At 67.1% G+C, this 15236-nt stretch carries 9 protein-coding genes and 2 pseudogenes; 3 read left to right on the top strand and 8 right to left on the bottom strand.

The features are described from left to right. Positions 1 to 66: 66 nt before the first annotated feature. Both M0D43_RS11530 and M0D43_RS11525 read left to right on the top strand, forming a co-directional pair. Positions 67 to 448 (top strand): annotated as a pseudogene (locus M0D43_RS11530) (hypothetical protein). A 207-nt stretch (positions 449 to 655) separates the two neighbouring features. Then, on the top strand, positions 656 to 2071 hold the full coding sequence (locus M0D43_RS11525) for an amino acid permease (protein ID WP_252164734.1): 1416 nt from the start codon (positions 656 to 658) through the stop codon (positions 2069 to 2071). A gap of 263 nt (positions 2072 to 2334) precedes the next feature. Here M0D43_RS11525 and M0D43_RS11520 read toward each other — a convergent pair whose 3' ends face one another. Both M0D43_RS11520 and M0D43_RS11515 read right to left on the bottom strand, forming a co-directional pair. Continuing rightward, positions 2335 to 4812, bottom strand: coding sequence for a GH92 family glycosyl hydrolase (locus M0D43_RS11520; RefSeq protein ID WP_252164733.1), 2478 nt, complete (start codon positions 4810 to 4812; stop codon positions 2335 to 2337). A 234-nt stretch (positions 4813 to 5046) separates the two neighbouring features. Further along, positions 5047 to 5448, bottom strand: a pseudogene (locus M0D43_RS11515) (hypothetical protein); the annotation flags it as partial. 460 nt (positions 5449 to 5908) lie between these two features. Between M0D43_RS11515 and M0D43_RS11510 the strand changes: the two are divergent. Next, complete coding sequence (locus tag M0D43_RS11510) at positions 5909 to 6793, top strand: hypothetical protein (RefSeq protein ID WP_252164731.1); 885 nt, start codon at positions 5909 to 5911, stop codon at positions 6791 to 6793. A 260-nt stretch (positions 6794 to 7053) separates the two neighbouring features. Here M0D43_RS11510 and M0D43_RS11505 read toward each other — a convergent pair whose 3' ends face one another. From M0D43_RS11505 to M0D43_RS11480, 6 genes are all read right to left on the bottom strand, one after another. Beyond that, the gene (locus M0D43_RS11505) at positions 7054 to 7443 is read right to left on the bottom strand and encodes a DUF2628 domain-containing protein (protein ID WP_101365023.1); all 390 of its coding nucleotides are present in this window, start codon (positions 7441 to 7443) and stop codon (positions 7054 to 7056) included. Between the two features lie 149 nt (positions 7444 to 7592). Beyond that, a complete protein-coding gene (locus tag M0D43_RS11500) occupies positions 7593 to 9341 on the bottom strand; it encodes a sensor domain-containing diguanylate cyclase (RefSeq protein ID WP_252165032.1) in 1749 nt (582 codons plus the stop codon). A 138-nt stretch (positions 9342 to 9479) separates the two neighbouring features. Beyond that, positions 9480 to 10658: a sugar diacid recognition domain-containing protein gene (locus M0D43_RS11495; RefSeq protein WP_260807204.1), complete on the bottom strand. Its 1179-nt coding sequence runs from the start codon at positions 10656 to 10658 to the stop codon at positions 9480 to 9482. A gap of 173 nt (positions 10659 to 10831) precedes the next feature. After that, entirely contained in the window at positions 10832 to 12001 is a 1170-nt protein-coding gene (locus M0D43_RS11490) for a glycerate kinase (protein WP_252164730.1), read from the bottom strand. A 25-nt stretch (positions 12002 to 12026) separates the two neighbouring features. Continuing rightward, on the bottom strand, positions 12027 to 13337 hold the full coding sequence (locus M0D43_RS11485; RefSeq protein ID WP_252164729.1) for an MFS transporter: 1311 nt from the start codon (positions 13335 to 13337) through the stop codon (positions 12027 to 12029). A gap of 504 nt (positions 13338 to 13841) precedes the next feature. After that, complete coding sequence (locus tag M0D43_RS11480; protein ID WP_252164728.1) at positions 13842 to 15098, bottom strand: dipeptidase; 1257 nt, start codon at positions 15096 to 15098, stop codon at positions 13842 to 13844. Between the last annotated feature and the right edge of the window lie 138 nt (positions 15099 to 15236).

The raw sequence follows: 15236 nt of genomic DNA, 5'->3' as shown, positions 1-15236 counted from the left end.
ACTGCAGTGGCCTCGGCGTGACCTGCGCGTGCGTAGGGTGAGGGTTTGCTGTTGCGAGGCTTGCCGATGACCACGGCCACGCATCAAGGCCGTCTGTTGGCGCTGGGCCTGTTCGCTTTTCTGGGCGCCTTCGCGGCGATCGTCTGGTACCTGATGCGGCCCTACGGCACGGTGTATTTTTTCCCGGTGCATTTTTTTGATCGGCGCCGCGTTGCCGTTTGTGATCTATACGATCGGCGGAACCCGGCTATGGTTCTGGCTCGGCCTGGGTGTCGCCGCGCTGGTGCTGCTGCGGTTCAACCTGTGGGGCCATGAGGCCAATGGCGCAGCACCGAGGGTGCGCGACTGGAGCCACATTGCTGCCGGCGTGGTCGGGCTTGCCGGTGCCTGGGCGGTGCAGCGGGTCTATCGCAAGGCGCGTCCACCGCATCGTCCGTCGATTGAGTGAGCGGAAGTCGGCGATTGGGCAGTCGCACAGACAGCGGTGTGTGCTGAGTGCTTGTGTCCGGCGATGGCGTTGCACGATGCGCAGCGCGCGAAGCTGATGCCGTGCCGGTGTGCGCCCTGCCCGACCGTCGCATGACCTTGGACCGATAGCTTTGCTGCGCTGCGTTGGGCGACACTCGCGCATTCTTTTGATTCCCGCGAGGTCCGCATGTCGTCTTGGCTCAGGCGCAAATCCATCGATCAGGTCACCGTGCACGAGGCTGGCCGGCAACTGGTCCGCAGCCTGAGTTGGCCGCATCTGATCGCGCTCGGTATCGGCGCCATCGTCGGTACCGGTATCTACACGCTGATTGGCGTGGGTGCCGACAAAGCCGGCCCGGCGGTGCTGCTGTCGTTCGTGGCCGCCGGCATCGTCTGCGCCTGCGCGGCGCTGGCGTATGCAGAAATGGCCACGATGATGCCGGCCGCAGGCAGTGCCTACACCTACAGCTACACCGCGTTGGGCGAGAGCATCGCCTGGGTGGTGGGCTGGAGCCTGGTGCTGGAATACTCGCTGGTCGTCAGCACCGTAGCGGTGGGCTGGTCTGGCTACTTCGTCGGCTTTCTGCAGTGGTTGGGGGTGAGCTTGCCGCATGAACTGATCGCCGGGCCACATGCCGGCGGCATCGTGAACCTGCCGGCGGTAGTGATCACCTTCCTGGTGGCCGGCATGCTGATGGCCGGCACCAAGGAAAGCGCCACGCTCAATGCCGTGCTGGTGGTGTTGAAGATCATCGCGCTGGGCGTGTTCGTGGCCATTGCGTTGCCGACCTTCAACAGCGCCAACCTGCAGCCATTCATGCCGTACGGGTTCTCCAAGACGATGGGCCCGGACGGCGTGGAGCGTGGGGTGATGGCGGCGGCGGCGATTATCTTCTTCGCGTTCTATGGCTTCGATGCGATTTCCACTGCGGCCGAAGAAACCAAGAACCCCGGACGCGATCTGTCGATCGGCATCGTCGGCTCGATGATCGGCTGCACGCTGATTTACGTGCTGGTAGCACTGGCGGCAGTGGGTGCGATGAGCTTCACCGTGTTCGGCAAGAGTCCGGAACCGCTGGCGCTGATCATGCGCGAACTCGGCCACGGCAAGGCGGCGTTGGTGATCGGTGCAGTGGCGATCATCGCGTTGCCGACCGTGCTGCTGGCGTTCCTGTATGGGCAGAGCCGCATCTTCTTCGTGATGTCGCGCGATGGGCTGTTGCCGCGCGGCTTGTCGAAAGTCAATGCACGCACCGGCACGCCCGTGGCGATCACCTTGTTCACCGCGGTGCTGGTGGCGGCGCTGGCGGGTGTGGCGCGGCTCGACGAGATCGCCGCATTGGCCAACGCCGGCACGCTGGCCGCATTCACCGCGGTGGCTGCCTGCCTGTTGGTGCTGCGCGTGCGCGAACCCGGCCGTGCGCGCGCCTTCCGCACGCCGCTGGCGTGGGTCGTGGGACCGGTGGCGATCCTGGGCTGCCTGTACCTGTTCTGGAGTTTGCCGAGCAAGACGCAGGTCTGGTTCCTGCTGTGGAATGCGCTGGGCGTGGTGGTGTACCTGGCGTATGGGCGGCGCAACAGCCGGCTGGCGAAGGTTGGTTAGTCCCTTCTCCCACCCGGAGAAGGGGCCCGCGGGGCGGATGAGGGGCGCCTCAGATATCTTTCAGTGCCAACCATGACGAACGCGTCGCCACGCGCCTTCAAGAGTGAATCATCGACGGGAAGGTCTTGGCGCTAGCAGTCCTGTGCTGCGCGGCTGTCTGCGGACACGCGCGTTGACCACTCCCTTGACCACGTGGCGTCGCCCCGTGCCCTAACCCCAACCCCTCTCCCGCGCGCGGGAGAAGGGTTTTCAGCCTGCTGCGGTCACGGCGCGGTTGCAGACGTGGCGCAGAACGAGGTTGGCAGTGCGTCCGCCTGCGTGCCCCAGCCCTGCGTCGGGGGCTGTTTGGTCAGTGCGAACGACAGCGTGCCGCCCTGCTGCAGCCGGGCCCAGTCCAGGAACACCTGCCGCTGCGGTGTACCGTTGAAACGCACGCCCTCCACGTACTGCAGCGCGCGGCCATCGGCGCCGGGGGCATCGATGCGCAGGCGTTTGCCGTTGCCCAAATTGAGCGTGACCCGCTTGAAACGCGGCGCATGCAGCAGGAATTCACCGCTGCCCGGCACCGCCGGATACAAGCCCAAGGCACTGAACAGATACCAGGCCGACATGGTGCCGAGGTCGTCGTTGCCGGTCACCCCATTGGGTGCGTTAGTGAACAACTGTTGCGCGGCGCGCACCACGGTGGCGGTCTTCCACGGTTGGCCGATCAGCGTGTACATCCACGGTGCGTGCAGATCCGGTTCGTTGTTGGGGTTGTAGCGGTACTGGTTGTAATAGCTGTAAGGGCCAACCACCCAGTGCGTGCGTGCGCCATTGAGCGGGTCCTTGAGCAAATCGTCGTAGGCGAAGAAGGTGTCCAGGCGTTTGCCGGTTTGTTCGCTGCCGTGCATGGCCTGCAGCATGCCGGGGATGTCCTGCTGCACCAGCCACTGGTACTGCCAGGCCGTGCCTTCGTGGAAGCCGTGCTCCGAGCGTGGGCTGTAGTGGTCGTCGGAGGGCGCATACCAGCCGCCGTCTTCCAGCCGCGGGCGCGGGAAGCCAGCAAATCCGGTCTCGGCATCGCGCACATCCGCATCCCACACACGGTGCCAGTTGCCCCCGCGTTTGCGCAGCTGCGCGCTGTCGTCGCTGTGGCCCAGTGCGTGTGCCATCTGTGCGAGTGCGCAATCGGCCAATGCATATTCCAGGGTGGCCGAGCCGCCCTGGTGCGGGTCCACGTCCATGCCCTTGGAAGGAAATGCGCGGTCGTACTGGACGAAGCCATTGGCCAGATAGTTGGCATTGCCCGAGCGCCCGGCGTGGCGCGCATTGATCGGCGGCTGGTCGAACGCGTTTTGGCGTAGCGCTGCATACGCCTCCGCCTCGTTGCCTTGCAGCGCACCGAAGCGCCACAGATCCACCAGGAACGGGGTGACCGGGTCGCCGGTCATGATGTTGGTGTCGAAGTTGGCGTAACCCCAACGCGGCAGCCAGCCGCCTTGCTGATGGATCGCCAGTAGCGAACGTCCAATGTCGCGCGCGCGCGTCGGTTGCAACAAGGCGAGCAGTTGGTTCTGCGAGCGGTAGGTGTCCCACAGCGAAAAATACTCGTAGTAGGTCCAGCCGTCGGCGCGATGGATCGCATCGTCGTAGCCGCGATACCGACCATCGGCATCGCTGCCGGTAAGCGGCTGCAGCAAGGCGTGATACAGCGCGGTGTAGGCCACGCGGCGGTCGTCGTTGCTGGCGCCTTCCAATTGCATGCTGGCCAGCTCGCTGCGCCAGGTCTGCTGCGCGCGCTGGCGCATCTGTTCAAGACTGAGCAGCGTGCCGCCCTGCATGCCATCGGCACGCAGATTAGTGCGGGCGCCTTCGGCATCCACATGCGAGATAGCGCTGACCACGGTCACCGCACGCGCGTTGTTGTTTTTGCCTAGCGGGAAGCTGAGCCAAGCGCCGTTGGGCTTGAGTTCGCCGCCCATGCTGTGGCGCGCGCCCGGCACGCCGCCGTCTTCGCCCCACACGCCATGCGCGGTGAACGGGCGATCGAATTCCAGCCGGAACCAGGTGGTGTATTCGTGGCCGCCGCAGAAGCTCTGTGTCGTGAGTTTGCCCTCGACCACGCGGTCGCCGACGATCTGCACCTGGCTGCCGATCACCACGTGGCGGTCGTTGGCCTGCGCCACATTGACCAACACATGGCCGGTGTCTGCGCCCGGCGCGAAGGTGTAGCGCTCGGTGGCGGCGCGGGTGAGTGCGCTGGCTTCGGCGTCAATGCCGCCGTAATCGGTGAGCCGCACCTTGTAGTAGCCGGCCTGGCCCACTTGGCCGTCGTGCGTGTAACGCGCGGCATAGCGCTTTTGGTCGAAGGCCTTGGCATCTTTGGTATCGAAGTCGCCGCCGGGGCCGATGCGCCCGGTGACCGGCAGGATCGACACCTGGCCACCCTGTTCCCAGCAGCCGGCCCCCGACAGGAACGAATGCCCGAAACCGCGAATGCTGGGGTCGTCGTAGCGCCAGCCGGCGTAGTGCGCGCCGATCGGACTGACCTGGATCAGGCCGAACGGCGCCGAGGCGCCAGGGTAGGTATTGCCGTCATCCTTGCTGCCGATGAAGGTGTTGACCTGCGCCGGGTCCTGCGCGGCCAGCGGTGCGGACAACGTTACCCCAAGCATGCACAGGCCTGCGGCGGTACGGCGCCAGAACGGTGTGCGCGCAGAACGCGCGCCAGAACGGTTGGGCGATACGACTGATGGCATGCAAAACACCTCGGGAGAGGGCGGCCGAAGCCGCTGGAGGAAGGCGCGTGCCTGCCGCTGCACTACGCAGCGAGCGACGCACAACACGCGTGCAAGCAAGACGATCGACACCACACGCTCGGGCATCGTCATGCGTTGTGGTGGTGTCGGGAAGCGGCAGGCACCTTGCGTGCCTGCACGATGCCGGACGCACCACCCGTCAGCATCCGACGCGCGTGCGGCGAGTTGCCCGCCTCAAAAATCGAACACGTATTCTGCCGCGATCTCGCGCCCGACCTGGCTAAACAAGCGGCTGTGATAGAACTCGTCATCGAGCTTGTACGGAGGCTTGTGGTTGTAGCCGGTGCTGTTGAAGACATTGTTAACGTAGAGGTTGAGCTTCATTGCAGGGGTGATGCGGTAGCCAAGATTGACGTTCCAGGTGATCGCCGGGCCGATGCGGCCGTCGTACTTGCGCGTGCTCTGGCCGAAGGTGGGGCTAGTGGGATCGGTGTTGGTGCAGCCGGCGCGGTCGTCGGGCACGCAGCCGCCGGGGGTGTCCAGCCGGTCCAGGCCCCAGTGCGAGCGCACGCCGGACACCGCACCGACGCGGTCGCCGTAGACGGTGGCGTTCCAGTTGCCGTACAGCCAACTAATGACTTACACCGCGCCGATGGGCTCATCCGCCAATAGCGCTGGCGGATGAGCCTGCAAAGGCATCAACAGGACTGTTGCTATCGATCGTGACCGTCGGCTGCGCCGGACAGGAGTGCAGCGGTGGCCTGGTGGCGGACAGATGTTGAGCCGGAGAGCGGTGGTCGATGCGAGCGACCTGCATCGACGCAGTGGCCGAGTCAGCGCGCGCAGGCGATATGCGGCGTACGCGACGCCACAACTAACTCCCGCTGTCGTGGCAGCAGGGGCACCGACAGTCGTCGTCGCGCTGCGTGACGACGCAGATGCCCGGTCATGGGCCAAGCAGTCAGCATTGTCGTGCAGCAACCTTCGATGTCGAACAGCGAAAAGCAGTCGAGCAAGCTCGACGCGACTCGGGCGTGGATGCCACGACGGTTATCATCGACGCATCGCACGGACGCGCGAATGCGCTGGAGCCATCATGCACAAGACCACTCTCTTCGCGGCGCTGAGCGCGCTGCTTGCCCTTCCGCCGCTGGCGCTGGCGCATGCCGACGGCTCGATCCTGCCGCAGCAGCGCGACAACACCGGTAATGTGATGGAGCCATTGGGCCAGGTGCGGCGGGCCGATGAGCAGGGACAGTCCCGCCTTTACTTCTGCACCCGCGATGCCGCCTGGTGCGTGCGGAGCGAGCCGCGATCCGAACCGGGTGACCCGCTGAACATGCTGGAAATCTCCGAGACGGTCGCGGGCGAGCAGACGCCCCGCGTCTACCACGTCAGCATCGACGTCCCGGAGGGCGGCGAGCTGTCGGTGTGGCCGTGGATCGTGCGCATGGCGCCCGGCGTGGGCGCCGATCAAGCGGTGACCGATCCGCAACAGCGTGCGCGCCAGAACGTGCTGGTCGGCGGCATCAGCAAGCTCAGCACCAGCTACTCCGGTGGCGGCGCCGCGGCATCGCGGCTGCAGCTGGCGCGGGTGCGCCATCTGCAGGACGACATCCAGACCGATAGCGACCTGCTGCGCGTGCCGTGGGAAGGCAACGCCATGATCCGCACCTGCTTCACCGAACGGGACATGCAGCAGCGCAGCGGCGCCTGCCATGATACCTACGATTTTTCCGCAAAGTTCTCGCTGGATTCCACCGCGCAGGGCATGCCGGTCCTGCGCTACCAGGCGGTCGCCACACGCTTCCCGGCCGGTGTCTCACGCGATGAGGATTCGCTAGCCAAGCCGCTGAAGAAGAAAGACCTGCGCACCGAGCAGGATCCGGCGTGTACCTACACACGCGCGTTCCGTTTCGGTGACGGTGAGTACCGCCCGGACCAGGCGCTGCCGGACTGCGCGAATTACACTGAGCTGTAAGGCGCAATCGGACGCTGCGGCGTTGAGCCCCGTGCGGCGTGCGGCGGTGATGATATTGCGCGCGCGTCTTCGAGCACACGCAGGTCCTCCGGCGGATGTGCTTGTGGGTGAGCGTTTCGGTTGACCCGACCAAGCCGCCGCTTTCGCTGCACAGACGACGTACGCGCCTGGTTGCCCAGCGGCAGGCACGCAACGCTACAACGACAGATGCCCGGCCAATGGCCGGGCATCCAGGGCTGCCATGCGGCAACCGTCGGGGTTTACCAGCGCATGCCTTCGAACGGGTTGAAGCTGGTGCTGCCCTTCACCTTGTCCAGGTAGTAAGCGTAGTTGGCGCTCATGCCAGCCAGCAGCGCCAGCGGAATGCTCAGCGCATTACCGATCGACCCGGGCAGGAACGAGGCCACGATGCCGACCACCAAACCGATGCCGATCAGGCCCAACGCCTTGCGCCACAAGCCAAGGATGAAAAAGTAGATGAAGCCGAAGAACAGCGCGTAGAAGTTCATGCCCACCTTGAGCTTCTCGCCGAAGGGCAGCGTCTTGAGCGCCTCCTTGTAGGCGGGATCCTTCGGACCGCCATGACGATCAAAGAAGGCGAAGCGGAACTGCCACTTGGGGCTGAGCTGGGTGCGATCGAAGGTATCCATTCCAATCCATATAGTTGTAAACGGTTACATGATAAGCGATCACGCATCCATCGGCACGTGTTTCGCAGCGAATTCGCACGGGGGCCGGGGAGTGCCCGGCCAACTCCGCCACGAGGCCGGCCAACGCCAGTGTCCCGCAACGCTAGCGACTACCTCAGCTCGCTGACACCGGTGCCACGGCGCGCGCGGCGGCGGGCGTAGAGCGCATGGTCGGCGCGGTCGACCACCGCGGTCAGCGCTTCGCCTTCCTGACGCAAGGCCGTGCCCAGCGTGAACTGGATCGGCGCATCGTCGCCAGCGGCCAGATAGGTGCGCACCAGCTCTTGCAGCTGCTGCTCGCTGGCCTGGTGCAGCAGTACCAGGAATTCGTCGCCGCCCAGCCGCACCAGGTGGTCCTGGCGGCGCAGCGGATCGTTGAGAAACCAGGCCATCCGCACCAGCACTTCATCGCCGCGCTGGTGGCCGTAGGTGTCGTTGACCAGTTTGAACTTGTCCAGATCCACCACGATGCAGCCCCAGCGCACGCTGGCATCGCGCCTGTCCAGATCGTCCAGGAAGCGGCGGTTGAAACAGTTGGTCAGCGGGTCGGTGAACGACCATTCCAGCAGCTGTTTTTCCTGCTGATACTGGTTGGTGATGTCCTGGGCGTGGGCCAGGACCAGGGTGGCGTCGGCTTCCACGTCGAGCACGTTGTGGTATTTCCAGTGGCGCAGGCTGCCATCGCCGGCCACCAGTTCGATCACGCCCGAATCCTGGCCGTCGAGCACCATGCGCGACAGGTAGTCACGCAGGCCACCGTGCCGCTCCGCGCGGATCAGTTCGAACAGCGAGCGGCCTTCCATCTCTTCCACGCTGCGGCCCAGCGAACGCGCTGCCGCCGGGTTCACGCTGATCAGCCGGCCATCCATGTCGTGGGTGCAGATCAGCCCCAGGCTGTACTGGAACATCTTGCGGAACTTGCGCTCGCTGGCCGCCAGCGCGTCCACCGCGCGATGGCGGTCGGTGACGTCCTGGACGGCGCCGACCAGGCGCATGCGGCCGTCGACATGCTCCACCGCGCCGGTAGTGTGCACCCACAGGCGGCGGCCGGTGCTGCTGATCAACGGCAGCTCCAGATCCCAGGGCGTGCCCTCGCGGACACAGGTTTCCACCGCCTCGGTGATCACCGCCCGCGCTTCCGGCGGGTAGAAGGTGATGGCTTCGGCAAGCGTGGGCTGGTAGCCCGGCGGCAGGTCGTGCATCCGGCAGGTTTCGTCCGACCAGGTCAGCGCGTTGGTGCTCACATCCACTTCCCAGCCACCGACGCCGGCTACCCGCCCGGTACGCTCCAGAAACGCTTCGCTCTCGCGCAGACGTTGCTGCAGTTGGGCGTTGATGTCGGCACGTTCGAGCATCACCCGGCGCTGCTCCAGCCCTTCGGCGGCGACCTTGGCCAGCTGTTGCAGGGCCGCCAGCTGGGCCGGCTCCAGCTGACGCGGGCGCTGGTCGATCACGCAGACCGTGCCCATGCGCAGGCCGTCGGACAGCACGATGGGGGCGCCGGCGTAGTAACGGATGCCAGGTGTATCGGTGACCAGGGCGTTGTCGCAAAAGCGCGGATCGGCCGGGGCGTCGGGCACCTCCATCACCGTATCGTCCTGGATGGCGTAGGCGCAGAACGCCAGCTCGCGCGGGGTTTCGGACACGCCCGGCAAGCCGATATTGGCCTTCCACCATTGCCGATGCTCGTCCACCAGCGACACCAGCGCGATCGGCGTGCCAGCGATGGCCTGCGCGGCCGCCGCCAGCGCATCGAAGAACGGTTCGGAGTCGGTGTCGATCACCTGCAACAGCGCCAGCCGCGCCAGACGCTGCGCTTCGCTGGTGGTGGATGACGCAACGGTATCGCGCTGATTCAAAGGCAAGCTCACTCGTGCCCGGTAATCCGCGCAGTCTAGCGGACCGGGCATACCTGTTAGCGACGCCCCGCGCGAGGTTCCGTGCGCCATTGCACACAGCGGCGCCGGGCGTGCCGATGCCGGGTTGACGGCTGGCTGTCAGGCGTGGACATCGGCCTGGGTGGCGGCGCCGTCATCGCGCATCTGCAGGGCCAGATACAGGCGCACGCAGTCGTCGGTGTTGCGCAGGTCCACGTCGCACAGTTCTGCGATGCGCTGCATGCGGTAATCCAGGGTATTGCGGTGGATGGCCAGTGCCTTGGCGGTGGATGCCATGCGCATGCCGGCGCCGAACCACACCGACAAGGTCTGCACCAGGTCGCCGCGACGGTCCTGGGCCAGCAGCGCCTGCAGCGGCTTGCGCAATTCCTCGGCCTGCCAGGCCTGGCGCAGGTCGTCCACCAGCACCGGCAGGCGATGGTCGTCGTAGAAGAACGCATCGGCCTGCGGCGCGCGCGCCTTGCCGATGCGCATGGTGGTGCGCGCGATCTGGTGCGATAGGGCCAGCCCGTTGGGCTGCGGAAAGTACTGCCCCAGCGCCAGGCGGATCCGCAGCGGGCTGCTGGCGCGCATGCGCTCGAGCAAGGTGTGGGCGCGACGGCGTTGTTCGTCCACGTCCCAGTGACCGCGGCGGTCCAGTGCGGGCTTGAGCACCACCAGTTCGTTGAGCGCGGTGGCGGCGATCAGGTTGCCGCGTTCGGGCGTGGACAGCAGCGTGTGCAGGCGCTGCAGCTCCACCAGCATGGCGTCCAGGTCGAGGGTGTCGCTTTCCACCTCGATCACCGCCGCCACGCGCGGCAGGTCGAGCGCGATGCCGAGCCGTTCGGCCCAGCCCGCCAGTGCCGGGGTCGGGCCGTCGGCGCGGATCAGACCGAGCGTGACTTCCTCGCGCAGGCGCGCATCGCGGGCCAGCAGGCGCAGCAGGCCGGCCTGTTCCAGCATCGCTTCGGCGGCCATGCGCACCAGCTCGGCCTGTTGCCCGATCCGCTGCGGCTCGCCGGTCAGCCCGACGCAGCCGACGATGCGGCCATCGGCGATCAGCGGCAGGTTGACGCCCGGGCGCACCGCGTCCAGTTGCTGCGCCAGCGCCGTATCGATCTCCACCCGGCCCTGCCTGGACAGCACCAGCAGCGCGCCCTCGTGCAGCTGGCCGATACGCGCCGGCTCGCCGCTGGCGATGATGACGCCGGTGTGGTCCATCACATTGACGTTGCCGTCGAGGATGGTCATCGCGCGGTCGACGATGGACTGCGCCAGGGTGCGGTCGAGCGTGAGCATGGGCGGGAATCTGTCGACGCGAACGAAGGAGGACACGGTGGCATGTTCGGTGCGCACATGTTCGCCACGTGTGTGATGGGACTCGCTGCGGACTGTGCCCAGCGTCTGTGCGAACTGTGCTGCCACCCGTTAGCGTGGTTCGATTCGGCGTGCAAAGGGGACGCGCGCTGCCATCAGCGCGCATCCACACCCGACGGCCGCTGTACCAATACCCGGCCCACCTGCAGGGCCGCGGCCACATTGCGTGCGGCGATGCGCACGTTGCGGGCGGCGTCGGCCAGCGCCTGCTCCACCGTGCAGGCGCGGTGCACCACCGCAAACATCGCATCGATGCCATGGCCATGCAGCAGCGCAGCGCCGTTGCCCAGGCAACCGGCGATGGCGATCACCGGCTTGCCGTGGCGCTGCGCCACCCGCGCCACGCCCACCGGGGTCTTGCCGTGCAGGCTCTGACTGTCCAGGCGGCCTTCGCCGGTGATGACCAGATCGGCCTGGGCGACCAGCGCATCCAGCCCGAGCGCCTGCGTCACGATCTCCACGCCGGGCCGCAACTGCGCGCCCAGGAAGGCCACCAGCGCCGCGCCCAGGCCGCCGGCCGCACCGCCGCCGGGCAACTCGTGCAGCCGCATGCCCAGGTCGCGCTGCAGCAGGTCGGCGTAGCGCTGCAGGTTGCTGTCGAGCTGGCGCACCATGCTGGGGGTGGCACCCTTCTGCGGGCCGAAGATCGCCGAGGCGCCGGTCGGGCCGATCAGCGGGTTGTCCACGTCGCAGGCCACCTCGAACTGGCAATCCTGCAGCCGCACATCCATGCCCTCGGTATCGATGCGCGCCAGCGCGGCCAGCGCGCCGCCGCCCGGACCGATCGCCTCGCCTTGCGCATCCAACAGCCGCACGCCCAGGGCCTGCGCCATGCCGGCGCCGCCGTCGTTGGTGGCGCTGCCGCCGATGCCGATGATGAAACGCCGCGCGCCGGCATCCAATGCGGCCAGGATCAATTCGCCCACGCCTGCGGTGCTGGTGCGCAGCGGCGCGCGCTCGGCCGGCGGCACCAGTGCCAGGCCGCTGGCGGCGGCCATTTCGATCACCGCGGTGCGGCCGTCGCCGGTCAGGCCGAAGAACGCCTGCACCGGGGTGCCGAGCGGGCCGCTGACCGTGCAGTCGATCACCCGCCCGCCGGTGGCCGCCACCAGCGCGTCGACCGTGCCTTCGCCGCCATCGGCCACCGGCACCTTGCGGTACTGCCAGTCGGGGAACACCTCGCGGAAGCCGGCCTCGATCTGGGTGGCCACCTCCAGCGCGGACAGGCTTTCCTTGTAGGAATCGGGGGCGATGACGATCTTCATGGGCACACTCGCTGGGACGGACGCATCACTGGTTCACCGCGCGTGCCGGCACCCGCAGCACCAGCGCGGCGCCCAGCAGCATGGCCCCGGCCAGCACGTACAGCGCCAGCTCGGTGCTGTGGGTGGCGTCCTTGATCCAGCCCACCAGGTACGGGCTGACGAAGCCGGCGACCTGGCCGGTGGAGTTGATCAGCGCCAGCCCGCCGGCCGCGGCGGCGGCGGCGAGAAAGCCGTTGGTCAGCGGCCAGAACAGCGGCAGCCCGCTGACCGCACCCATCGTGGCCAGGGTCATGCCGAACAGGGCCAGACCCAGGTTGTCGGTGACGCTGGCGGCGATGCACAGGCCGGCCGCCCCCATCAGCAACGGGAGTACCAGGTGCCAGCGGCGCTCGCGGCGGCGGTCGGCCGAGCGGCCCATCAGCACCATGAACACCGCCGCGGCCAGGTACGGGATGGCGCTCATCAGGCCGATCCGGGTCGGGTCGGTGACGCCGCTGCCCTGGATGATCGAAGGCAGCCAGAAGTTGATCGCATACACCCCGCTCTGGATGCAGAAGTACACCGTGCCCAGCATCCACACCGCCGGATTGCGCAGCACCGCGCCCAGCGAGGTGGAGGCGCCGGCCGGCTTGCCGGCTTCGTCTGCGGCCAGCGCGCGGGTCAGTGCGTGCTTCTCCTGCGGGTCCAGCCAGGTTGCCTGCTGCACGCCATCGCTGAGGAGGAACCACACCCCGATGCCCAGCAGCACGGTCGGCAGGCCCTGCAGCAGGAACATCCATTGCCAGCCGGCCAGGCCACCCTGCCCGGCCGAAAAATGGCCGAGGATCCAGCCCGACAACGGCCCGCCCAGCACGCCGGAGATCGGGATGGCCGACATGAAGACGGTCATGACCCGGCCGTGCTGGGCGCGCGGGAACCAGCGCGTCAGGTACAGCACGATGCCGGGGAAGAAGCCGGCCTCGGCCGCGCCGGTGAGCAGGCGCAGGGTGTAGAAGCCGGCCGGTGTGCGCACGAACAGCAGGCAGGTGGAGAGCAGGCCCCAGCTGACCATCATGATCGCCACCCAACGGCGCGCACCGATGCGCTGCAGGATCAGATTGCTCGGCACCCCGCAGGCCAGGTAGCCGATGAAGAAGATGCCCGCACCCAGCCCGTACACGGTCTCGCTCATGCCCAGATCGCCGAGCATCTGCAGCTTGGCGAAGCCCACGTTGACCCGGTCCAGGTAGTTGAACAGGTAGCAGACGAACAGGAACGGGATCAGCCGCCACAGGATCTTGCGGTAGGTCGGGGCCATGCCATCGGGGGGCGGCAGGGGCCGGGAGGCTTGGGTCATCGCACGCTCCAGCAGTCGGTGGGCCCACCGGCGCGCAGTGCGGCGGCACCGCCACCACGCAGGGGTCGGCGCATTCTAGTTGGAGGTTTTTCCCGGAAGCATCGTCAGGCTGCCGCCTGTCCGTGGGCCGGCAGTCGCCGATTTTTGTGCAAATGCCCAAATCAACACCGGCCGCTCCCGGCGTATGCCGGGCTCGGAACGCCGCAGCAACCATGCGGGTGCAGAGCTGGCCGCCCCGATACAGCGCGGTCACCCGGCCAAGTAACTCCCGGGCCGACAGCCAGCGCTGACGCACCACGCTCCACTCCCGATCAGCCACTCCGGCGACGCCGCAGCAGCAACGCGCCTCTACCGCAGCCTCTACCGCAGCCTTGCACCCACGACCAAGCCGGCGCCCCACCGCCAGGCCCTATGCAGGACCAGCCCCGCACGACAGACCGCCCCGGCTTTGCGATTCCCGATTCCCGATTCCCGATTCCCAATCCCTGCACCAGCCCCCGCGCTCTACCGATTCCCCACTCCCGATTCCCCATTCCCCGCCGCATACGCCTGCGCCTGCCCCATCACCCGCAGCAAATTGCCGCCCCAGATCCCGGCGATTTGCGATTCGGTGTAGCCCTTGCGCAGCAGCCAGGCGGTGATGCGCGGGAGCTTGGAGACGTCTTCCAGCCCGACTACGCCACCGCCACCGTCCCAGTCCATGCCGATGCCCACGTGCGCGGGCCCGACCACCTTGAGCACATGCTCCAGATGGGCGAAGAAATCCTCCTCGGTGGCACGCTTGATCGGGTAGCGCGCATCCAGCTCCTTGAGCGCGGCGCTCAGGGCGGTGCCGTCGGCGATCTTGATGTGCTCCCAACCGCCGTACTGGTCGGTCAGCGCCTTCTCGGCGGCCTTGCGCTCGGGACTGGCGCCGCTGTCGACCAGATAGCCGCCGTAGGAATTCACCTGGGTCACGCCGCCGTGCGCGGCCAGCACCTTCAGCCGCGCATCGTCGATATTGCGCGGATGGTCGAACACCGCACGCGCGCCGCTGTGCGAGAGCACGATCGGCACCGGCGAGAGCGCAATCAACTGGTCGAACACCGCATCGGAGGCATGCGATTGGTCGATCACGATGCCCAGTGCCTGCGCCTGCTGCACCAGTTGCTTGCCGGCCGGAGTCAGGCCCTTCCATTCCGGCCCCTTGGGGTCGGTGGCCGAGTCGGCGAATTCGTTGTTGAGAAAATGCACGGTGCTCATCAGGCGCAGGCCTTGCGCGTAGTAGAAGCGCAGCAGCGTCGGGTCGGCCACCAACGGGCTGGCGTTTTCCATGCTGATGTACACCACGCGCTTGCCAGCGGCCTTGATGCGCGCCGCATCGGCCGGCGTAGTGGCCAGTGCAAAGCGCTGCGGTTGCGCGGCCAGCAGCGTGTGGATCTTCAACAACCGCTGCAGGCCGGCATCGCGGTCGTCCAGATGCGCGGCCGCACTGCGATTGCCCTGGCCGGTATAGACCGCCCAGAAGCCGCCATCGAGCGCGCCTTCGACCATGCGCGGGTAATCCACCTGCGACAGCCGGTTGCCGGCATGCGCCTGCAACACATCGAAGTCGGCACGCTCCAGATTGGCCGGCGTGTCCAGATGCGAATCCAGCGTGACCAGGCGCTTTTGCAACGCGGTGGCGCGCGCCAGTTCGGCCTTGGAAAACTCCAGCGCGTGTGCGGGCAGCGCAGCGGCCAGCAACAACGAGACAGACAGCGAAAGCGCGCGCAGGTGCATGCGATCTCACAGGCAGTGGGGGGTGAGCCGATCATACCGGCTCGCTGCACGCGCGCTGCGGCCACAGGTGGGACGCTGCAGCGCTGTCACTCCAACCAGCGCGATTGCGTGAGCGATGTACGCGTTACGAGGCCGGTT

Origin of the sequence: Xanthomonas prunicola (assembly GCF_025266575.1) — a bacterium.
Lineage (GTDB): Bacteria > Pseudomonadota > Gammaproteobacteria > Xanthomonadales > Xanthomonadaceae > Xanthomonas > Xanthomonas prunicola.
Note: the sequence above shows the minus strand (reverse complement) of the source record. Positions and strands in the feature narration are given on the sequence as shown.

What these genes read in the sequence shown, in the direction of transcription:
- M0D43_RS11505 (WP_101365023.1), bottom strand. Translation starts at nt 7,443, where the DNA reads ATGGATACCTTCGATCGCACCCAGCTCAGCCCCAAGTGGCAGTTCCGC.
- M0D43_RS11520 (WP_252164733.1), bottom strand. Translation starts at nt 4,812, where the DNA reads ATGCCATCAGTCGTATCGCCCAACCGTTCTGGCGCGCGTTCTGCGCGC.
- M0D43_RS11485 (WP_252164729.1), bottom strand. Translation starts at nt 13,337, where the DNA reads ATGACCCAAGCCTCCCGGCCCCTGCCGCCCCCCGATGGCATGGCCCCG.
- M0D43_RS11480 (WP_252164728.1), bottom strand. Translation starts at nt 15,098, where the DNA reads ATGCACCTGCGCGCGCTTTCGCTGTCTGTCTCGTTGTTGCTGGCCGCT.
- M0D43_RS11495 (WP_260807204.1), bottom strand. Translation starts at nt 10,658, where the DNA reads ATGCTCACGCTCGACCGCACCCTGGCGCAGTCCATCGTCGACCGCGCG.
- M0D43_RS11525 (WP_252164734.1), top strand. Translation starts at nt 656, where the DNA reads ATGTCGTCTTGGCTCAGGCGCAAATCCATCGATCAGGTCACCGTGCAC.
- M0D43_RS11490 (WP_252164730.1), bottom strand. Translation starts at nt 12,001, where the DNA reads ATGAAGATCGTCATCGCCCCCGATTCCTACAAGGAAAGCCTGTCCGCG.
- M0D43_RS11510 (WP_252164731.1), top strand. Translation starts at nt 5,909, where the DNA reads ATGCACAAGACCACTCTCTTCGCGGCGCTGAGCGCGCTGCTTGCCCTT.